The organism is Bradyrhizobium sp. ARR65 (genome assembly GCF_000472385.1).
Lineage (GTDB): Bacteria > Pseudomonadota > Alphaproteobacteria > Rhizobiales > Xanthobacteraceae > Bradyrhizobium.
Genome location: NZ_AWZU01000023.1, coordinates 44288 through 61970 on the forward strand (window position 1 = coordinate 44288; position 17683 = coordinate 61970).

At 61.9% G+C, this 17683-nt stretch carries 26 protein-coding genes; 12 read left to right on the forward strand and 14 right to left on the reverse strand.

Annotation, left to right across the window (positions count from 1 at the left end):
- Positions 1 to 4 precede the first annotated feature (4 nt).
- The 6 genes from F758_RS0123755 (at position 5) to F758_RS0123785 (ending at position 3129) form a co-directional block, all read left to right on the forward strand.
- Positions 5 to 226, forward strand: a complete 222-nt coding sequence (locus F758_RS0123755) for a DUF2171 domain-containing protein (RefSeq protein ID WP_024510213.1) — start codon at positions 5 to 7, stop codon at positions 224 to 226.
- A gap of 305 nt (positions 227 to 531) precedes the next feature.
- On the forward strand, positions 532 to 855 hold the full coding sequence (locus tag F758_RS0123760; protein WP_024510214.1) for an ArsR/SmtB family transcription factor: 324 nt from the start codon (positions 532 to 534) through the stop codon (positions 853 to 855).
- Positions 852 to 1280 carry an SRPBCC family protein gene (locus F758_RS0123765; RefSeq protein WP_024510215.1) on the forward strand — a complete coding sequence of 143 codons (429 nt, stop codon included), beginning with the start codon at positions 852 to 854 and terminating at the stop codon, positions 1278 to 1280. The genes F758_RS0123760 and F758_RS0123765 overlap by 4 nt, the downstream gene beginning before the upstream one ends.
- A 169-nt stretch (positions 1281 to 1449) precedes the next feature.
- Entirely contained in the window at positions 1450 to 1929 is a 480-nt protein-coding gene (locus F758_RS0123775; RefSeq protein WP_024510216.1) for a DUF1801 domain-containing protein, read from the forward strand.
- Positions 1930 to 1972: 43 nt separating this feature from the next.
- Positions 1973 to 2404: a DUF1801 domain-containing protein gene (locus F758_RS44435; protein WP_035722878.1), complete on the forward strand. Its 432-nt coding sequence runs from the start codon at positions 1973 to 1975 to the stop codon at positions 2402 to 2404.
- 416 nt (positions 2405 to 2820) lie between these two features.
- Positions 2821 to 3129: a septal ring lytic transglycosylase RlpA family protein gene (locus tag F758_RS0123785; protein WP_024510217.1), complete on the forward strand. Its 309-nt coding sequence runs from the start codon at positions 2821 to 2823 to the stop codon at positions 3127 to 3129.
- 11 nt (positions 3130 to 3140) lie between these two features.
- Here the strand turns inward: F758_RS0123785 and F758_RS50925 are convergent, their stop codons facing one another.
- From F758_RS50925 to F758_RS0123820, 7 genes are all read right to left on the reverse strand, one after another.
- A complete protein-coding gene (locus F758_RS50925) occupies positions 3141 to 3311 on the reverse strand; it encodes a hypothetical protein (protein WP_198026551.1) in 171 nt (56 codons plus the stop codon).
- Between the two features lie 83 nt (positions 3312 to 3394).
- A complete protein-coding gene (locus F758_RS0123795) occupies positions 3395 to 3628 on the reverse strand; it encodes a hypothetical protein (RefSeq protein ID WP_024510218.1) in 234 nt (77 codons plus the stop codon).
- A gap of 69 nt (positions 3629 to 3697) precedes the next feature.
- On the reverse strand, positions 3698 to 4534 hold the full coding sequence (locus F758_RS0123800) for a metal-dependent phosphohydrolase (protein WP_024510219.1): 837 nt from the start codon (positions 4532 to 4534) through the stop codon (positions 3698 to 3700).
- Between the two features lie 485 nt (positions 4535 to 5019).
- Positions 5020 to 5901 (reverse strand): hypothetical protein, encoded by an 882-nt coding sequence (locus F758_RS0123805; RefSeq protein ID WP_024510220.1) that lies wholly within the window; start codon positions 5899 to 5901, stop codon positions 5020 to 5022.
- Positions 5902 to 6120: 219 nt separating this feature from the next.
- Positions 6121 to 6771: a L,D-transpeptidase gene (locus F758_RS0123810; protein WP_024510221.1), complete on the reverse strand. Its 651-nt coding sequence runs from the start codon at positions 6769 to 6771 to the stop codon at positions 6121 to 6123.
- A 102-nt stretch (positions 6772 to 6873) separates the two neighbouring features.
- Positions 6874 to 7131, reverse strand: a complete 258-nt coding sequence (locus F758_RS0123815; RefSeq protein WP_024510222.1) for a hypothetical protein — start codon at positions 7129 to 7131, stop codon at positions 6874 to 6876.
- Between the two features lie 67 nt (positions 7132 to 7198).
- Positions 7199 to 8290: a DUF2778 domain-containing protein gene (locus F758_RS0123820; protein WP_024510223.1), complete on the reverse strand. Its 1092-nt coding sequence runs from the start codon at positions 8288 to 8290 to the stop codon at positions 7199 to 7201.
- A 209-nt stretch (positions 8291 to 8499) separates the two neighbouring features.
- Between F758_RS0123820 and F758_RS0123825 the strand changes: the two genes are divergently transcribed.
- Positions 8500 to 8958 carry a DUF1810 domain-containing protein gene (locus F758_RS0123825; protein ID WP_024510224.1) on the forward strand — a complete coding sequence of 153 codons (459 nt, stop codon included), beginning with the start codon at positions 8500 to 8502 and terminating at the stop codon, positions 8956 to 8958.
- A 60-nt stretch (positions 8959 to 9018) separates the two neighbouring features.
- Here the strand turns inward: F758_RS0123825 and F758_RS0123830 are convergent, their stop codons facing one another.
- Positions 9019 to 9204 (reverse strand): hypothetical protein, encoded by a 186-nt coding sequence (locus F758_RS0123830; RefSeq protein WP_024510225.1) that lies wholly within the window; start codon positions 9202 to 9204, stop codon positions 9019 to 9021.
- Between the two features lie 211 nt (positions 9205 to 9415).
- On the opposite strand from F758_RS0123830, the gene F758_RS0123835 reads away from it, so the two are divergent.
- Positions 9416 to 9790, forward strand: a complete 375-nt coding sequence (locus F758_RS0123835) for a hypothetical protein (protein WP_024510226.1) — start codon at positions 9416 to 9418, stop codon at positions 9788 to 9790.
- Between the two features lie 142 nt (positions 9791 to 9932).
- Here the strand turns inward: F758_RS0123835 and F758_RS0123840 are convergent, their stop codons facing one another.
- Positions 9933 to 10238 (reverse strand): DUF3551 domain-containing protein, encoded by a 306-nt coding sequence (locus F758_RS0123840; protein ID WP_024510227.1) that lies wholly within the window; start codon positions 10236 to 10238, stop codon positions 9933 to 9935.
- A gap of 126 nt (positions 10239 to 10364) precedes the next feature.
- Between F758_RS0123840 and F758_RS0123845 the strand changes: the two genes are divergently transcribed.
- A complete protein-coding gene (locus tag F758_RS0123845; RefSeq protein ID WP_024510228.1) occupies positions 10365 to 11414 on the forward strand; it encodes a LysR family transcriptional regulator in 1050 nt (349 codons plus the stop codon).
- Here F758_RS0123845 and F758_RS0123850 read toward each other — a convergent pair.
- On the reverse strand, positions 11356 to 11946 hold the full coding sequence (locus F758_RS0123850; protein WP_024510229.1) for an NADPH-dependent FMN reductase: 591 nt from the start codon (positions 11944 to 11946) through the stop codon (positions 11356 to 11358). The genes F758_RS0123845 and F758_RS0123850 overlap by 59 nt on opposite strands.
- A gap of 147 nt (positions 11947 to 12093) precedes the next feature.
- Here F758_RS0123850 and F758_RS0123855 point away from each other — a divergent pair, with 147 nt between their 5' ends.
- Positions 12094 to 12354 (forward strand): hypothetical protein, encoded by a 261-nt coding sequence (locus F758_RS0123855; protein ID WP_349543198.1) that lies wholly within the window; start codon positions 12094 to 12096, stop codon positions 12352 to 12354.
- 33 nt (positions 12355 to 12387) lie between these two features.
- Here the strand turns inward: F758_RS0123855 and F758_RS0123860 are convergent, their stop codons facing one another.
- Both F758_RS0123860 and aqpZ read right to left on the reverse strand, forming a co-directional pair.
- Positions 12388 to 13557, reverse strand: coding sequence for a LysM peptidoglycan-binding domain-containing protein (locus tag F758_RS0123860; RefSeq protein WP_245286570.1), 1170 nt, complete (start codon positions 13555 to 13557; stop codon positions 12388 to 12390).
- Between the two features lie 419 nt (positions 13558 to 13976).
- Positions 13977 to 14720, reverse strand: a complete 744-nt coding sequence (gene aqpZ, locus F758_RS0123865; protein WP_024510232.1) for an aquaporin Z — start codon at positions 14718 to 14720, stop codon at positions 13977 to 13979.
- 406 nt (positions 14721 to 15126) lie between these two features.
- On the opposite strand from aqpZ, the gene F758_RS44440 reads away from it, so the two are divergent.
- Together F758_RS44440 and F758_RS51995 are read left to right on the forward strand one after the other, a co-directional pair.
- Positions 15127 to 15306, forward strand: coding sequence for a hypothetical protein (locus tag F758_RS44440; RefSeq protein WP_157450128.1), 180 nt, complete (start codon positions 15127 to 15129; stop codon positions 15304 to 15306).
- A 186-nt stretch (positions 15307 to 15492) separates the two neighbouring features.
- Positions 15493 to 15885 (forward strand): hypothetical protein, encoded by a 393-nt coding sequence (locus F758_RS51995; RefSeq protein WP_245286571.1) that lies wholly within the window; start codon positions 15493 to 15495, stop codon positions 15883 to 15885.
- Between the two features lie 153 nt (positions 15886 to 16038).
- Here the strand turns inward: F758_RS51995 and F758_RS0123880 are convergent, their stop codons facing one another.
- Positions 16039 to 16473 carry a hypothetical protein gene (locus tag F758_RS0123880; protein WP_024510235.1) on the reverse strand — a complete coding sequence of 145 codons (435 nt, stop codon included), beginning with the start codon at positions 16471 to 16473 and terminating at the stop codon, positions 16039 to 16041.
- A 308-nt stretch (positions 16474 to 16781) separates the two neighbouring features.
- A complete protein-coding gene (locus F758_RS0123885) occupies positions 16782 to 17627 on the reverse strand; it encodes a CmcJ/NvfI family oxidoreductase (protein WP_024510236.1) in 846 nt (281 codons plus the stop codon).
- Positions 17628 to 17683: the final 56 nt, after the last annotated feature.

The following is a 17683-nucleotide window of genomic DNA, read 5'->3' on the forward strand; positions in this document are numbered from 1 at the left end:
CCGCATGGTAAGGACCGAAGACATCAGGGAGCACATGGAGATCGTGGGCAATGATGGCCGCCACGTCGGCACCGTTGACCACGTGGAAAACGGCGAGCTCAAGCTGAGCAAGTCCGACGCCCCCGATGGAATGCATCACTTCCTGCCGCTCGCCACCGTCGAATATGTCGACGAGTGCGTGCATCTGAACCGCTCCAGCATCCGCGCGATGGCCGAGTGGCGCTGAGCGCCTCGGTCTAGCGGAAGGAGCGAAAATCCGGCGCAGAAATGCGATCGCATACGCATGCTGCGACTGCACGCAAAGCAAGACGACGGCGCCTCTCTCTACGCAGGATTCATCACCAGCGATGCATGATAATCGCGGGATGGCAAATTGACTGCGCTCGCGTTGCCCCGCTCGACTGCAGGCGTCGATCTGCCCACCTGCCAGCTTTTTTGGCGAGGCTCATTGGCCCGCTCCATTTGCCTGCTTGACGACACATATCGCTGCGGTTATATGTCAATCAATAGCCAGTGAGTTATAAATTCCAGATGCGGAACGTTCACGACGTCCTCTTCAGAACGCTCGCCGACCCAACCCGGCGGTCCATCTTCGAGCGGCTGTGCCGTGAAGGAGAGCAGACGGTCGGGGCCCTGACGGCGCGGGCCGGAATCTCGCAACCGGCCGTCTCAAAGCATCTCGGAGTTTTGAAGCAGGCCGGGCTGGTACGCGACCGCCACGAAGGTCGCCAGACGCATTACAGCGCGCAGCTTGGCGCCTTGGCTCCGCTGATCGACTGGACCAGCCAAATGGCCGCCTTCTGGCAAAGCCGGTTCGACCACCTCGAAGATCTGCTCAAAAGGATGGACCAATGAACGAAACGTCGGCCGAAACGCTCTCCGTCGTCGTCGAACGGGAGATACCTCATCCGGTGGAAAAGATCTGGCGGGCGCTGACGCAACCACACCTGATTGAGGAGTGGCTCATGAAAACCGACTTCAAGCCCGTCGTGGGTCACCGCTTCAATCTGCGCGGAGACTGGGGCGGCGTGCTGGACTGCGAAGTCCTTGCGATCGAGCCGAACAGAACGCTGTCCTACACCTGGAATTTTGCGCATGACGATGCGGCGTATAATCTGAAGAGCGTGGTGACCTTCACGCTCACCCCAACGAGCACTGGCACCCATCTGCGCATGGAGCAATCGGGCTTCCGACCGGATCAGAAGCAGGCCTATGGGGGCGCCAAATACGGTTGGCAGAAGTTCTTCGCAAATCTGGAGCAGCTCCTGGCGCGAGATTGAAGTCGGCGCTCGTGCGGTCTCCGATCTGCTATCTTCTGCTTCGGCTTGCTTGGGAGGTTTCATTGGATTGGAACAAGAGGATTCGGCAGCTCCATCGCTGGCTGTCGATTGCATTTACGGCGGCCGTCATTGCCAACGGGCGACACACCGGCGGACGGGAGTGACCGCAATGGCCGCCAAGACTTCCAAGATGCCCAAGACGTCGGCGAAGGTCGCAAAGAAGGCGGCCGCGAAGCGGTGCGCTGCGACCCCGCCCCTCCTTGCCGGCGGCAACCCTCAAATCGCGAAGGGCGAGGGTGATGCTCGCGTGCAGGCCTACATCGCGGCCATGCCGGGTTGGAAGAGCGGCGTCGGACGGCGCATTGATGCGCTCATCGCACGCACCATCCCGGGCGTGCGCAAGGCAGTCAAATGGAACTCACCGCTTTACGGGATCGAGGGCCAGGGCTGGATTCTGGGCCTCCATTGTTTCACGAAGTACGTCAAAGTGGCCTTCTTCCGTGGCACATCGCTGCGCCCTGTCCCGCCCGGCGTGTCCAAGAGCAAGGACACGCGCTATCTGAACATCCATGAGGACGATCAGCTCGACGAAGCTCAGTTCGCCGCGTGGGTAAAGCAAGCCAGTCAATTGCCTGGCGAGCGAATGTGAGCGACCAGTGCGCGATCTTCAAGCGAGGTGAACGACAACAACCATGAAGAAAGTGACGACCACCGTGAAGACCACGAAGAGCGACAAGGAAGGAAAAGGCGGAGACTCCCCTTCTCGACTGATAGACGCGAGAATCAAGGAGCTCGGCGACTGGCGGGGCAAGATGCTCAGCCGGATTCGTGCACTGGTGAAGCAAGCTGATCCTGAGGTCGTCGAGGAGTGGAAATGGAGAGGCGTTCCGGTGTGGTCGCACGACGGATTGATCTGCACAGGCGAGACTTACAAGAACATCGTGAAGATGACCTTTGCCAAAGGTGCGGCTCTGAAGGATCCTTCAGGGCTGTTCAATTCCAGTCTTGACGGAAATACAAGGCGCGCCATCGACTTTCACGAAGGCGACGAGATCGACGAACAGGCATTGAAGACGCTCATTCGCGCTGCCGTGGCCCTGAACAAGTCAACAGCCCAACGCTAGCGCACTTAGCCGATGAAGCCGGCGAAATCGAACGAGCGCTTTCGACCAAGCCGTCATTGCGAGGAGCGAAAGCGACGAAGCAATCTAGACTGCATCCGCGGAGAAAGTCTGCATTGCTTCGTTGCAGCTCATCGGGCCGCGCGCTTCGCGCGGACCCGTTGGCTCACAATGATGTCGCAGGTTGAGCGCGCGTTCTCGCGATTGGCACGATCTCGGCGACCGCTCTAAGCCACGCGATCAAGCATTTCTAAAACGCCGCGGCGCGCGGCGGCGATGCTTTGCATGCGCTGTTATGCCTGTCGCGCTACACGCATGGCCGGCCCCGACATCGCCACGCTGCCAGCGCAAAATCGTCAAAAAACCAAGTCTCAAGAACCTCTGCTACCCGCGATTGACATCTGCAAGGGGTTCTCGCCTTGGCTCGTGCTGCTTTCGCTTCCGTACTCGCCTCGTCAGCTCTCCTGTTTGCAATCTCCTCCGCGCAAGCCGAGTCCGGCCTTGCCTCCTATTACGGCGGCCGTGGTCATGCTGGTGAAATGACATGCGCGCATCGAACCAAACCGTTCGGCAGCATCATCACCGTTACGCATGGGGGCCGTTCCATTCAATGTCGCGTCAATGACCGCGGCCCCTTCATCCGCGGGCGCATCATCGACGTATCCATGAGCGCCGCCCGCGCGCTTGGCATGACGCGGTCGGGCGTAGTCCGTGTCTCGATTGAATGATCGGGCGGCCGTCAAGCCGCCCAATCCATGATCGCGTCGATGAAGGTCTGGGCCTGGCGGACCGCGTCGGCTCTTGTGGCGCAGACCCCGACGGTAACTGTTCTGTCCTGGCGAACTGTCCACTTCCAGCCTTGCGGGAAGCCGATCTCGGCTACCCAATAAGAGATGCCACGGTGTTTCACGGAAAATCTCCGGCAACATCACGGGTAATGCGCTAAATCCTTTGCTGTTCCCGCACCAAAGGAGCACCTGTGCCGGTTGCCGTTCAAATCTGCAGCTCGTCGGGCACACTGCCAAATCGCCTCAGCACCGTTGTTCTGAAATCCGGGTAGCCCGTGCGCACGAACGCGATGGCGCCAGCGTGACCAAGGATCGTCCAATAACCCTTGGCGCGCTCGATTGCGGATGCGGGGCTCGCGCATTTGAAAGGCTCCCCCGCAACGAAGCCCTCGTCGGTCAGGTCAATCGGCATGGCAATGAATTGGGCGATGTCACCCACGGCGTTTCCCTCTATTCTTTTGTAAGAAGCGAATGCCGAATTTCGGCAGGGCATATTGACCCAGATCAACTATTGCTGCGGGCCGGACAGCGGGATTTCGCGCTCGGCGCGGAAGACATTAGCGTAAAGGTTGGCAATCCATTGCCGTCCGCTCGAGGTCTTGTTGAGATAGCCGATTTCGGTCTGGATATGCGGCGCCACGCTATTCCAATAAAACTGCGGATAGCGATGGACGATGTCGGCGGGTGATTCATAGCCAAGCTGGCGGTTGATGCCGACCTCTTCGAACTCGTGATACAGCGCGTTGGCCTTCCTGATGTAGTTGGGATCGCCGAGTTGCCCGATGAAGTCGGCCGCACGAACGATCGAGGCCTCCTCGTCATATTGCTGGCCTTCCGATGGCGGAAATCTCGTGCCTTCGATCGCATCGGCGATGCGCTGCTTGTCGAGCGCCGGCAGGCCATCAATTCGCCTCATGACATAGAGCTTGGAGCGGTCGACATGGTAAGGCATGAGGCCGGCATCCGACGCGCCGCGCGGAAGCGTCACCTTGCCGCCCGTCTCATCGATCAAGAAGCCATCTTCGCCATCCTCCTCGAACAAGCCGCGCACATAACCGATATCATGGGCGAGGCATGCGATGATGACGTGCGCATAATCGTCTGCGCTTACATCCGTGTAGGCCGAGCGACCGCGCAGAATGTCGTGTCCTGCCAGAGTGACCAGCAACGTATGTTCGACATTGTGGTAGAGCGCGTCGCTGTTTCCGATGCATTCCAGCGCAAGCCGGGCCGCTCCCGGCACGAGGTCCAGGAAATGAGCCTGCGAAGAGCCGAAACGACTTTGCATGAAGCGCCGGAGAAACTCCTCCAACGCGCCGACCGCCAGCTCAGGTAAAGTGATCATGAATGCGGCCCCTCTCCGCTCTGGCAACCGCGCAGATTCCTGACATCCCATGTCATCGCCGATCGAGTTCCAGGATAGCGCATCTGCTTGCCGACAACCATAAGCCCGGCGCCATACGGCTTGACAGTCCTTCTCGATCGGAGTTGCATGAGGCCTGTCGTCAATGGCGACAAATCTCGAGAGAGAGGAGGTTTTGATGACGCCACCTCCGCAGAGACAGCCGCGTAGTGCGACGGGATACGTTCGGACCGTGGCATAGCGGCGAACACGCGAACGGCACGCCGGGAGAAGGTTTTGCGGGCCGCATCAGTGAGGCAAGGCCCCTTACCTCCCCGGCTGTGTGTCCCGCGTGAAACTCCCGCATAGAAGAGGCGCAGAGAGTGCGGCCCCGCCGTCGGCGTCCCGCAGCTCAGAGGAGCTGAGCGGAAGCGACATCCCTGAGTCTTCGCAACGTCCAGCCGGTGATCGATGAGGATCGCCGCCGCTCAAGCAACATTGACTTGAGCGCCTGCCTGTTCGTCCGCCGCAAGCGCATCGAGATCGACGAGTTCCGCACTGTCGGGAGTGCCGTCGCCGTTACCTCCAGTACCGTGAACATGCATCAGGGTCTGCACGCGGCGGGCGTTGAGATAGTCGACATGCTGATGCCGCAGCGCAAGCGGCAGCAATGTTTTGGGCAGTTCAACCAGCGCGAAGGCAGGCACTTTGCGCACCTCGCTACCTTCGCGCCAGAGCAACGGATTGAGCGTGTAGATCACTTGCCGCTCGATCTCAGGAACCTTCGGCTGCGCGACCTCGGGCGGTGGCAGCAACGGGACATTGGCATTGCCGGCGCGCGTGCGCATGGCGAGGCTCCGCAGCTCCCAGCAAACGAGATCGGCGGCCGAGAGCACCTCCCCGCGCACAGCATCGACGCTGGCGGAGAACGTCGTGGCTTCCGGCGACGACACCGCGCTTTTGGTTACGGCGTCGACCAGCGCCGCGGCACCGGCGGCAAATCCAGGCACGGCCTGCTCGATCGATGCGGCAAGCGACTCGATCTGGTCGGCCAGCAATTCGCGCTCGCGCTGCGATCTCGCATCCGCCAGGGCGCGTTCGGTAGCAACGATCTGCTGGTCGATTTCCGCCAGCGCGGCACGCAGGGTCCTGGCGCGATCCTCCACCAAGCGCAGCTTGGCTTCCGCGCGTTCCAACTTGGCATTGCTGGCGCCGGCCACCGCCAGCCGCTCGGCCTCGGTGCGGTGCTCGGCGAGCACTGTTTCGGTCGCGTTCAGGCGACCGGCGAGCTTGTCTCGCTCGACCTGCTTGCTCTTGAGCGCAGTCGCGAAGCGCTCGACCGGGCTGAGCTCACGCTTGAAGAAGGCCATGGCAACGTCCCCGCGAAAGGCGCGACGATCTGCCGAATCAACCGGCGGATCCAATGCTACGCGACCTAATCGCGAAGTTGGATAAGATTGCGGCTCAGCCGCACGGTCTATACACCGCTTTTAGATCATGGCCCGATTAGAGGTCGGATCATGATCTAATCTCTTTGTTTGAGCATGGTCTTTGCGGAAAACCGGCTTTCCACTTTGCCGGGTCAGGCTCTAGCTGCGACGGCCAAAGAGAGCGGCGGTGGAATTTTGACCAGGCGGCAACACGACCACCGTGGTGCCGAGCTTCACCCGATTGAAGAGATCGACGACGTCCTCGTTGGTCATGCGGATGCAACCGGACGAAATCGCCTGGCCGATATATTCGGGCTGGTTGGTGCCGTGGATGCGATACAGCGTGTCCTTACCGCCTTCATAGAGATAGAGCGCCCGCGCGCCCAACGGATTGGCCGGACCGCCAGCGACGCGCTTGGGGTAAGGACCGAGTCGCTCCTGGATCTCCTGAGTCGGAATCCAATCCGGCCACTCGGACATGCGGCCCACGGTGGCGACGCCGGACCACGCCATCGCTTCTTCCCCCACCGCGACGCCATAGCGGATCGCCTTGCCGTTCGGCAGCACGTAATAGAGGTAGCGCGCGTCGGTATCGACCAGGATCGTGCCCGGCTGCTCCTTGCGCGTATAATCAACGATGTGCCGCTGGAATTGTTGTGGGATCTGCGCCTGTGCATAGGGCGGATGAGCCAGTAGCTGCCGATCCCTCGGCGTCAAAACCGCATCCGATGTCGGTGACAGCGTTGCCTGCATGCAACCGCCAAGCACCAACAGCCCCATCAGCGCCAACGCGTGCCCATACCTCGACATCGCCCGCCCTCCAACGCTACGTTAACTATATTGGCTGCCTCAATCGTGCTGAAATGATGGCAGCGTACAATCAAACCAACTTGAGCGCGAGTTCGGCCGCGCTCACAAAAGCTTGGAGCTGACGAAAAGCGCACGCACCGCATCGGTCGCCTGCACCGTCAGCATCGCATCGTCTGCAGCGCGCTCCAGCAAAGCGAGAGCATCGCCATACAAGGAGCGAAACTCCATCCACTCGATCTTGCTGTATTCGGTCAAAAACCGATAGGCCTGACCGACGGTCGCGATCGAAACCGTATCGCCGTTCAACCTGATCCTGAACGTCGTACGCAGCGGCGTTTCGGAAGCGACCGCCTTGCTCATTTCCGGGTTCGACGACGACACAACAAAGGTCCGAATTCGCGGGACGCATTGCCCGCGGAGACAAGCGTCAAGACTGCGAGGTGGCCCGCTGCGAGGCCGACAATGCATGATTCAGGCTGGGCACGACGACAAGGCGATGGATCTCTCCGTCGTTGTAGGCCTTCAGGAAACGCTCATAGTTCTTGATCGACACGCAGCCGTTCGAGTCGCCTTCAGGCCCGAGCATGTAGGGGTGCACGAGCAGCCCGGATCGCCCGAAAATGCTGCTGCCATCGGCCGGCGTCATGCGCAAAGCTGGAACGCCATGAAACAGCTTTTCCCGGGGCTTTAAGTCATACACCGCCGGCGGGGTCGCACCGACCATCCGCTGGTCGACATGGCCGGGATCGTCTCTTAGGCCGCCCATGCCGGAATGCGCCTCGAGACTCACGCCGCCAGGCAGATAAACGGCGCGTGCGGAAATGTCGTAGACGGCCGTGGTACTGTCATAGCCGAGCGCCGCGAGATCCGGTCCGTGACGCATCAACCCGCTCTCCGGCGTGAGGGAGGCCAGCGTGACACGTCCCGGCAGCAAATCCGAGAGCTTGTCGAGCAGCGTGCGGTTGTCCGCTTTCGGCGCATTGTCAGGCTGGCTCGCAGGCAGGCTCGCTTGCGCGTCCAGGCTTGCTACAACCACCGGGCGCGGTCTCGGCAATGGAATGCCGCTCGCCGTCACCGCTGGCTTGCCCTCGTCGGCCGATTTGGCCTCTTCGGCGGTTTTGGCGTCCTCGGCCGGCTTGGTATCGATGGATGATCTGACGTCCTCGATCGAGGCAAAGCGCCAATCGCCATACATGAGCTGCTGGGCCAGCAGGGCCTTGGCGTCCCAAAGCTTGGTCTGGATCGCGGTCAACGCCCGACGATCAAGGGACTGCAGAGCAGGCACGTCCACTGTCCGTTCGCGCCCAGAGATCGCTGCGAAACGATCCTCGAACAAAAGGTGATCCGACCCGGGGGGCAATGCTGCGGATGCGAAAGAGCTGGTCTGGCTGGAATCAGCAATCCAGGCAGCCGCTCCCGCTGATATTGCGAGAGCAGCGAGGACAAGCACCAGCCTCTCGGACCGCCCCATGGAGCGGCGCGACGGCAGCCTGTCAGCCTTCGTTGCGTCGAAAGCCATCAACTCCCCAAGTCCCAACTCCCTAAGTCCGCACCCCAAAGTCCACGCCTGCGGAGCGAGCGCCCCGCAAGGGATTCTCTACCAGCCAAAGACAATATGAGGCCCCAAAGTGCGGCAGATTCGAGACAAGACAGCGCCCATCCCTAGGCTCGCAACCTACTTTCTATCATATCACCTTTGGTTAATCACCTCCTCAAAGGCCGCCTGCGATGTCCGATCCCTACGACCTCCAGCGTTTCATGGATGCTCAGCGCAACGTCTACGCGAATGTCATCGCTGAGTTGAAGGCGGGCAGAAAGCGCAGCCATTGGATGTGGTTCATCTTTCCGCAGATCGCGGGCCTTGGCTTCAGCGCGATGTCGCAACGCTTCGCGATCACTTCGCGCGAGGAGGCGACCGCCTATCTCGAGCACGATGTCCTTGGCCCACGCCTGCTCGAATGCACGCGCCTCGTCATGGACGTGAACGGCAAATCGATCCACAGCATTTTGGGATCGCCTGATGACATGAAGTTTCGTTCGTCGATGACGCTGTTCGGCGCGGTCTCGGAGGATCCGCTCTTCAGCCAGGCGATCGCGAAATATTATCCCGACGGTGCGGATCAGGCGACGCTTGCCATTCTGGCGCGGCTTGATGGCAAGCGCGATCTGAGGCCCAGTCCGGAATAAAGAACGGCGCAACAGCCTTCGCTGCGACGCCGTTGCTGGTCGCCAATGCGTTGCGTCTCGTCAGCTTTGATTCGGGCCGCGCATGATCTTCATCGCAGCCTCGATGTGGCGCCACTCCCTGGCTTCCTCGCTGTCGCCCTTGCTCTCGCAAGCCTGCGCATTTCGGGCCGCATGGGCGATTGCTTCAAAGCCGTGCTTTTCGAGCATCTGCCGCGCGATCATGTGAATCTGCGTCTCGGGTATCATATCGGGCTCTCCCCTCGGCTGGCCGCTCTCGGGAACGGAAGTTCCGCCGCTCATTGCGGCGCCGTATCAACCGGCTCGGCGGTGACCGTGTTCCACGTTGCCTTCTGGCCACGTCATCGCGTTTTCTTGCTCGCGATAGCCTGCGCGCCCCGGAACGTACTTTTCTCGCCGCATTTCCTGATATTGCTGCCCCCAAGTGGGGAGATTTCGAATGAAGCGAGCGATCGTGACTGCGGTATTTGCATTGTCGTTGGCCTCGTCCGCCGCCGTAGCGGAGGAGCGCGCGACCGACGCTGCGCTTGGAGCGGTATCGGGAGCCGTCGTGCTCGGGCCAATCGGCGCGGTCGCCGGTGCTGTCGTCGGCTACACCGCAGGACCCGCGATTGCGCATTCCTGGGGCGCGCGGCGATCCGGCAGACCGCGCCAGGCGCGTCGACCGCCCCGCCCGGACGCGCAGGCTTCCATGAGTAGCAACGAGCCCGCGCCGAGCATTCAGTCCAGCGCGCCGCCCGTTTCGACCGCCCCGGCAGCGAGGCCGGTGCCGCAGGCCTCTGCCGCGCCTCCACCGGTCCAGCCGTTGGAGTGAGTCTGGCGCTGCCTCAAGCGCTGTCGACGGCGCGACAGATGCATCTCCGCTTACAGCATCGCAAAACCCATCGCGAAAATCGCGCGATGGGTCTTGCTTTATCAGAGCGCGCAGAGGCGATGCACCTCATGCGATTATTCGATCACTGTTCGATCGACTGCTTGACGGCGCGATGCCGGCGCACATGGTTGGGCTGATAGGCGAGCGCTGAACGGGCGCCCTTGAGCGAGGTGCTGGCGTCCTTGTAGAACGGATCGCGCATGCAGGTGCCGAGACCGCCGGACATCGTCGCCTGGCATTGCTCCAGCGTATCATAGCCGCAGCCGCGCATGCCCGAGGTATTGACGCTGCAATATTCGCCCGCCTGCGCAGCCGGCGCCGCAAAAGCAACCAGCGCCAGCGCCGAGAGCGCAGCGGTAGCAGTCAACATCTTGTGGATCGACTTCATGGTGATTTCCCCTGTCAGTAAACAATCGGATGCGCGGGATACCCGCCGTCCACCACTGACTTGAGCCTGCAGAGGCCTTTTGATAATATGAAAGAAACGGAATAGCTTATTCGGATTGGGCAAAGAATGTCCGGTATCCAGCTTGCCGAGCTGATGGCCTTTACGGCTGTCGCCGAGCACCTCAGTTTCACCAAGGCAGCTCATCAGGTGGGCATCGCGCTGCCGACCATGAGTCAGACCATCCGTTCGCTCGAAGAGCGCCTCGGGGTGCGCCTGTTCAATCGCACCACGCGCAGCGTCGCGCTCACCGAAGCCGGCGAGCGGCTGCTTGGCGAGATACAGCCGGTCATCGCCGGCCTCGATCATGCGCTGGAGAGTGTCAATCTGTTTCGCGACAAGCCGATCGGCACGTTGCGTCTCGCGGTATCGCGGCCTTCATCCATGCGCAGGCTTGCGCCGCTGCTCCGACCCTTTCTTGCCGAATATCCCGCAATCCGCCTCGACATTGCCGTCGACGATACGCATGGCGACATTGTCGGCGGCCGCTTCGATGCCGGTATCCGTGTCGGTCAACGCGTTGAACGCGACATGACGGCGTTACGCCTGGGTGACGATTTCAGGATGATGGTGGTCGCCGCGCCAAGCTATCTCGCACACCATCCGAAGCCGGCCGTTCCACGCGATCTTCTCAACCACAATTGCTTGAGATACCGGGCGCCATGGGAAGGCGCCATCCAGCCCTGGATTTTCTGCAAGGGCCGTCAGAAGAAGGAGGTTTCCATCGAGGGCTCGCTGACGGTCAACGACATCGAGTTGCTCGTCGCCGCCGCCCTCGATGGCGTCGGCATCGCCTATCTTCCGGAGCCGTTGGCCGCACCGCACGTCGCGCAGGGCCGGTTCGTGGCGCTGCTCGATGACTGGTGCGGCGGCACAATGCCAGGAGTCTTCCTCTATTATCCGAGCCGCCGCCAAATGCCGGTGCCGCTGAAGGTCTTCATCGAGTTCATTAAGAAATGCCGAAAGCGCGGCATCGAACGTGAAGAGCGGATGAAGGCATCGACATCCACCACGCTCGCCGGGACGAGAGCCAATGACGCGATCGGCACGCTGACATCCCTCAATAAGGCGGAGCCTTCCGCGCGCGCTGCGCCTTCGCCGCTTCAACCCACCAGCTAAGGTCGTCGGCAAAGCGCGGAAACGCGTTCTCCAGCGCCTTGCCGCCCTCGCCGATCGGCTTGCCGTCCGCTGAAAGCGTCTGCGCGATCGGGCCCGCCGCGATCGTGCTCGACACAACCACCATGCCCATTTCGGACAGCGTGCCGTGCCAGGTGGTCGCCGCGCGAGCGCCGGAGAAACGGCCCGCCGAGTAGCTCGCAATCGCGGCCGGCCGCCAGAACCATTCCTCCAGGAAATGATCGGTGAGATTCTTCAAGCCCGGCTGAACACCCCAATTATACTCACCGGTGACGAAGACGAAGCCGTCGGCGTCGCGGATCTCGCCGGCGAGCTTTTCCATCACCTCCGGCGCCTGCCCCTTCGGATACTCCTTGTACATGCGATCGAGCATCGGCAGGCCGACAGCCTTGGCATCGATCAGCGCCACATTGTCGCCGCGCGCGCGAAAACCCTCGACGACGAACTGCGCGAGGCGGATGCCCATCCGGTCGGAGCGATAGGAACCATAGAAGACGAGGATGCGGTGGCTCATGGGCGCATTCTAGGCTGCCAACCTCTCCAAATGAAGCCAAGCCGCGCGTTTTCCAGTTGTTAAGCAAGCCGTCGCCCCTGGGGCGATCGTGGCCCAAAAATGCCAAAATCTTTTTGCGAAAAAGTCAGCGTTGAGATGGAGAGCCTAATGATGCGGATCGCAACGATGATCTTCGCGGGCTCGGTTGCCGCGCTAACAGTGCTGGCAACGCCCGCTCTGGCAAGAAACAATTCCGATGCGGCCAAGCCCGCCGAGGACAACGCATCTTCGGCGTCGCCCTGTCACGCCTATCAGATGGCCGCCGACGGATCGTGGACCCAGTTGCCGTGCCAAGAAGAAGGGGCCGCGCGGCAGCCGCCACCGCGGAAATCCGTAACGCGCAACGGTACGGAAGCCGAGACGCATTGAGATGACGAACGGCACGCGCAGCGCGAGGCGCGGCTACCGCCGCGCTTCAGCCGCCGGCACAACGAAGGTCTGGCCGGGATAAATCAGGTTGGGATTGCGGATCTGCTTCTGGTTTGCCTTGTAAATGACCGCATAGCGCGTGCCGGCGCCCAAGGCACGGTTGCTGATGCGCCACAGAGTGTCGCCGCGGGAAACAGTGACAGTCGCGGTCTTCGGCGCGACCACTGCCGAGCGCGCGGCCGTATCCGGCGCGACGGTCGCCACGGCGGCAGCGAGATGCGGCTGCCGTGTTGTCGCACCACTCCGCGGCCGGCTGGACGCCGTGGGCTGCGCCGGCACGGAGGCGGTCTGCACCGCATCTGGAACGCTGAGCGGTACCTCGGCGCGCGCGGTAACCTTTCCAGAACTCGCCTCGATCTCATCAAGCCTGACACGATAGTTGCCCGGCGCTAGGCCTTCATTGATCGTGGCGGCGAGATGCCCATCGGCGCCAGCCGTCGCCGACGCAGCGAAGCTGTCGTTGAGATAAAGCTTCACGGCAGCGCCGGGCCGCGCGCGGCCGCTGACATGGAGTTTGCCGTTCGGTTCGATATCGACCGCTTCCACGGCCACCTTGTCCGCCGCTTGCGCGAGCGATTGTGACAACACCACGGTGGGCTTGTCCGGCGCCATCAGCGCAACCATCGGCTGGTCGCTCGAACTGGGCTCAAGTGCCACCGCCACGCTCTGCTTGGAGGCGACCTCCTTGCCGTCCGCCCCGCGGGCACGCAGTGTCAGGCTGTAGGTCCCCGGCGGGAGCGGAGGCGGAACCATCGCAAACTGTCCGGACTGACCGGCGACCGCGCGATCAAATGGCTCGCCATTGCGGAGCAGCTCCACGGTCGCGCCCGGCGCCGCCCGGCCCGCGACGACCGCCTCGCCCGTCCGCTCAACACGGACAATGTCGAACTCCGGCGCGCTATCTGCGGCGCTCGCCGGCGGCGGGGACGCCTCGTTAAGTGCGCCGGCGAGGTCCTTCGCTTGCTGCTGCACCGCAGCAAGCGCCGGCGGCGCCGGATCACGCGTACTGGGTGTCGGCTCTCCGACAGCGGATGCGGCGGCTGCGGTCTTGGTCTCAGCCGGAGGCCGGTCGGCGATCGGCCGGTTGGCGACGACCAACGCCACACCCGCTGCCGCAACAAAGGCGGCCAATGGTACGGCCATTCGGCCCATCGAGGTGGCGCTCATCATATTCATTGGTTGGCCGAACCGCTGACTCGTTCAAAAAGGGCTTCCAGAACGGTGATCACACTGCGCCCAATCACTGCGTTCATCAAGTCGATCTGAAGGGCCGGTCTCGGTTTTGCCCCAGGGATATGGCAGGCGGCAAATCGTCCGGAGGTAAGGGAATAGGGCAAAAATCAGGGCGCTCGCGGGCCAGCCTCAAACCACCACAGGCCCTGTTCGATCGTCGTTATCTTTCAGCGCGTCTGCGGCGGATGCTGTTCAACAGGTGCTTTCGCGCGAGACAACCGGGAACCGTCTGCGTGAAGATCATTCTTAAACAAGCGTCCGCGGCGCGACGGCACTTCGATTGAATCGCACCGCGCCCACTCGCGCGAACGGCCTCGAAACTGCGCCCCCTACTCAGCCGCTTGCTGGCCGCCCCCCGCCACCTGTCCGGTGACCTCACCCGTCGGCTCCGCACTCAGCCAACGATAGATCAAGCCGCCCGCGGCGCCCCCGATCAGCGGCGCGACCCAGAACAGCCAAAGCTGCGCCAGCGCCCAGCCACCGACAAAAAGCGCGGGCCCGGTGCTGCGTGCCGGGTTCACCGACGTATTGGTCACGGGGATGCTGATCAAATGGATCAGCGTCAGCGCAAAGCCGATGGCGATCGGCGCAAATCCCGCCGGCGCCTTGCCGTGGGTTGAGCCCATAATCACGAACAGGAACATCATCGTCAGCACGACTTCGCTCAACAGGCCGGCCCCCAGGCCATACTTGCCGGGCGAGTGATCGCCATATCCGTTCGCCGCAAAACCGTTCGCGAGGCTGAAATCAGGCGCTCCGCTGGCGATGGCATACAGCACCGCCGCGGCGACGATCGCACCGATCACTTGCGCCACCACATAGGGAATGACGAGACTGGTGGGGAATCGGCCACCGCATGCCAAGCCCACCGTAACGGCCGGATTGAGATGGGCGCCGGAGATATGTCCGATGGCATAGGCCATGGTAAGCACGGTAAGACCAAAGGCCAATGCGACGCCCAATAGTCCAATGCCCACGTGAGGAAATCCGGCCGCGATCACCGCGCTGCCGCAGCCGCCAAACGTCAACCAGAAGGTGCCGATCGCTTCGGCCGCATATTTTTTTCCGTTCATCACCGACCTCCTTGGTGCCCGAGCTTCTATTTTGCTTCTTCGAGTCTCCATGTGGTTGCAACACATGCTAAACCTGGAGTGAGCAACGAACAAGATACAACCAAAGCGATTAGCGAAAGCGGCAGCGCGCGACGGCGCGCGCTTGAGTTCGAAACCGGCCTCAGCCGAAGCGCGCGGCGCTGAATTTTGGTAGCCAGCAACACCTCGCATTCGGCGGCGCTTCATCGCTGCGCGAGCTCGCGCTCCTCGCCGTCGCTAGCGTGCAATCGAGCTTCACACTCGAGCAACACACGGGCGCAGTTCTTATTTGGGCCACACCTGCGCAAGCTTTTTCCACGCCCGCGCCATCTTTTCGAGCGACCGCGGCTGCACGTTCCTCTCGGGCGCCGTCGCGTGCATGGGGAACATGATGATCGAACTTCAAGAGAAGGCCGAAAAGTATGAGAGCAAAGCGGCGCAGTGCCGGGACTGGGCCACACAGGCGCCAGAGGGTCCTCAGCGCGCGTTCTTTGAGGTGCTCGCCGACTACTATGAAGGTCTCGCAGCAGACTTCCGCCAGGCCATAGCAAAGCGAACGGCGGCTTGAGCCAACTCCGGCCGAGCCAAATCCAACTAACAAATCCAATTAAATCGAGTCTGGCAGCCGAACTAGCGCAGGGCGGCCAGCGTGGCAGGACCGAGATACCGTGCCAGTGTATCGTGCCGCAATAAATCCACAGTTCAAAGAACCAATGGACCCGGCCTGGGGGTCAGACCATGGGGGGACTTCACCATGACTGACAGCGAAAGGTGGAAGGAACGAAGGACTGAGGTGGCACGCTATCGGGCGATGGAGCGGGAAGCCACCGATCCGCTCGCGGCGGGTTTGCTCCATGAGATCGTTTCGGACTTGGAGTCTCAACTCAACGACCTTGCCGAAGTGGAGGCGCAACTGATCCTGATACGCGACTACGCGCTCGAACCGGGGCGGATCGAATTTCACGAGCGCTCGGTCTCGTGTCTGGTGCGAAGTCTGTCCGAGCATGGCGCTGCCATCGACGTGATCAGTCCGCGCGGCATTCCGGATCACTTTACGCTGGTGCTCCCGCTGGAAGGCGCGACCCACCGCTGCCGTCTTGTGTGGCGGAGGGATATGGAGATCGGGGTAACGTTTCAGCGAAACTAGCCGCTCTTGCCCAACAGCAGATCGATCGCGATCGACTGCGCCGAAGCCGTGCGACAATCAAGGATGGGCACACGCCCAAAGGCGGGACACGGCGATCAGACGGGCCCATGGCCACTCTGACTGCAATTGACGTGTTGTCCGCAGTGCCTCCGCTCAGTAGCAGCGGATGACGTTGACCGTTTGCTCCTCACCGTTACGCCCGGGGACCTTCACGGCCTCCGCGGGGCAGCTTGGCACGTAGGGCCGCTCCGAAGGCGCAACCAGCGGCGGATATCGATGGGCCCAGTCCCAGGGCACATCGTATGTGTAGGTGTAGTGGACGTCGCTTGACACCGATGGCGGCGGAATGTCGGCCAAAGGCTCGCCATAGGATGGTCCGTAATAGACGTCTCCTGGCCAGAAGAACCCACCGTCGAATCTCCGGTGATGCCGGAACGCTCGCGCGACGGCGGGACGGGAAATCGCGTGCGGCGAGGCAAATCCGGCACGCGGCGCTGATCCCGATCTCGCAAGCGCCTCGTCCGCGGCGAGCATCAGCACCGCTGCGCTGACGGACGCGACAAGCGTCCCATAAATTCGATGCGTCATGGTACGTACCAACTCGACGGTTGCTGAGCCGCCCTCCAACGCGACGCTAAGCCCGGCCCTTAGCGCCCGCAAACCCATTATGAATTATTGGTTAAGGCGTAAGATTAATGCAGCGAATTGTCCGAAACATCGGACCGAAAACTGACGCTGCCGGACAATATCCCCGTCCTCCCGGACAAGCGAAGTGCAGATCCGGGACCAACCACAGGCCGCAGTTGCCTGTGAACAACCTCGGCCACCCCGAATCGACTAACGGATTTCGAGGTACCGGCCCTGGCTTTCGCCAGGGCGACAGATCGCTGCGCAGCTTACCGCTTATGAAACACCAGCGTGCGCAGTTCGATGCTTTCGCGCGGCGGCGTATCGGTGGGCGTGGTTGGATCGACAAAGGCCGTGTGGGGCCCGAAACGCGTACGGCCGTCGGTTGCGGAGTCGTAGCACTTGAGTAGGATCGCTTCGTCCGGCGTCATCTCGGAGAAATAAAACCAACGGTGGTTGGGATTGTATTTCACCGAATAGGTTTCGCCGCGACGATTGGGATAGATCAGGTCGGACGCGACGAGATCACCTTCCGCAACCGTCTGCCCATCGCACATCGCAAGCGGTGTGTCGCGCACGGGCCCACGGATCGGCCGCCACAGGTTGATCACCTGCACGCGGCCCTTCAAAAGCTCGTCCGCCTCGTCAGGCACATGCTCGCGCACGCGGTTCGCACCCGAGGTCACGGTCTGGTCGACATGCACGCGCGTGGCCGGCTGGCGTGGGCCGGCACCTCGGATGTCCGGCGCACCTTCGACACGCCTGCGCACAGTGTGATCGAAAATGACGACACGATCAGCTTTCAGCGTCGCGCGAAGGAAGGCTTCCGCAAGCGGATAATAGACGCGCTTCACCTCGTCATCGTCGTAGAAATTCCTGACCACGGTCGGATGCCGGACCAGTTGGAATCCCTCGCGATCCAGCGAGAAGTTTTTTGCGATCAGGCGGCCGTCGAAGATCGGAACTTGATGCGGCTCCGGCAGCGCCGTCGACTTCGGCTCACCCGGCGGCGGATCGAAAGCATAGGTGCGCGGTTTGCCGGTGGTCGGCGCGAGATAGTTCAGCTCGGCAGTCACGAAGGGAAGCGATTCGATTTTTGTTTCTTGCAGGCCCATTTCCAATCTCCCGAACGTCAACGTCCCATTGGATGTTTGACGCGCGGCGCGCCGCG

Bases quoted from the DNA above. Each gene is read 5' to 3' on its own strand.
- F758_RS51995 (WP_245286571.1), top strand. From the start codon at position 15,493: ATGACTGACAGCGAAAGGTGGAAGGAACGAAGGACTGAGGTGGCACGC.
- F758_RS0123765 (WP_024510215.1), top strand. From the start codon at position 852: ATGAACGAAACGTCGGCCGAAACGCTCTCCGTCGTCGTCGAACGGGAG.
- F758_RS0123880 (WP_024510235.1), bottom strand. From the start codon at position 16,473: ATGACGCATCGAATTTATGGGACGCTTGTCGCGTCCGTCAGCGCAGCG.
- F758_RS0123825 (WP_024510224.1), top strand. From the start codon at position 8,500: ATGTCCGATCCCTACGACCTCCAGCGTTTCATGGATGCTCAGCGCAAC.
- F758_RS0123800 (WP_024510219.1), bottom strand. From the start codon at position 4,534: ATGATCACTTTACCTGAGCTGGCGGTCGGCGCGTTGGAGGAGTTTCTC.
- F758_RS0123815 (WP_024510222.1), bottom strand. From the start codon at position 7,131: ATGAGCAAGGCGGTCGCTTCCGAAACGCCGCTGCGTACGACGTTCAGG.
- F758_RS0123760 (WP_024510214.1), top strand. From the start codon at position 532: ATGCGGAACGTTCACGACGTCCTCTTCAGAACGCTCGCCGACCCAACC.
- F758_RS0123755 (WP_024510213.1), top strand. From the start codon at position 5: ATGGTAAGGACCGAAGACATCAGGGAGCACATGGAGATCGTGGGCAAT.
- F758_RS0123805 (WP_024510220.1), bottom strand. From the start codon at position 5,901: ATGGCCTTCTTCAAGCGTGAGCTCAGCCCGGTCGAGCGCTTCGCGACT.
- aqpZ (WP_024510232.1), bottom strand. From the start codon at position 14,720: ATGAACGGAAAAAAATATGCGGCCGAAGCGATCGGCACCTTCTGGTTG.
- F758_RS0123810 (WP_024510221.1), bottom strand. From the start codon at position 6,771: ATGTCGAGGTATGGGCACGCGTTGGCGCTGATGGGGCTGTTGGTGCTT.
- F758_RS0123775 (WP_024510216.1), top strand. From the start codon at position 1,450: ATGGCCGCCAAGACTTCCAAGATGCCCAAGACGTCGGCGAAGGTCGCA.
- F758_RS44440 (WP_157450128.1), top strand. From the start codon at position 15,127: ATGATGATCGAACTTCAAGAGAAGGCCGAAAAGTATGAGAGCAAAGCG.
- F758_RS0123855 (WP_349543198.1), top strand. From the start codon at position 12,094: ATGATGCGGATCGCAACGATGATCTTCGCGGGCTCGGTTGCCGCGCTA.
- F758_RS0123830 (WP_024510225.1), bottom strand. From the start codon at position 9,204: ATGATACCCGAGACGCAGATTCACATGATCGCGCGGCAGATGCTCGAA.
- F758_RS0123885 (WP_024510236.1), bottom strand. From the start codon at position 17,627: ATGGGCCTGCAAGAAACAAAAATCGAATCGCTTCCCTTCGTGACTGCC.
- F758_RS0123840 (WP_024510227.1), bottom strand. From the start codon at position 10,238: ATGAAGTCGATCCACAAGATGTTGACTGCTACCGCTGCGCTCTCGGCG.
- F758_RS0123850 (WP_024510229.1), bottom strand. From the start codon at position 11,946: ATGAGCCACCGCATCCTCGTCTTCTATGGTTCCTATCGCTCCGACCGG.
- F758_RS0123835 (WP_024510226.1), top strand. From the start codon at position 9,416: ATGAAGCGAGCGATCGTGACTGCGGTATTTGCATTGTCGTTGGCCTCG.
- F758_RS0123860 (WP_245286570.1), bottom strand. From the start codon at position 13,557: ATGGCCGTACCATTGGCCGCCTTTGTTGCGGCAGCGGGTGTGGCGTTG.
- F758_RS0123820 (WP_024510223.1), bottom strand. From the start codon at position 8,290: ATGGCTTTCGACGCAACGAAGGCTGACAGGCTGCCGTCGCGCCGCTCC.
- F758_RS0123845 (WP_024510228.1), top strand. From the start codon at position 10,365: ATGTCCGGTATCCAGCTTGCCGAGCTGATGGCCTTTACGGCTGTCGCC.
- F758_RS44435 (WP_035722878.1), top strand. From the start codon at position 1,973: ATGAAGAAAGTGACGACCACCGTGAAGACCACGAAGAGCGACAAGGAA.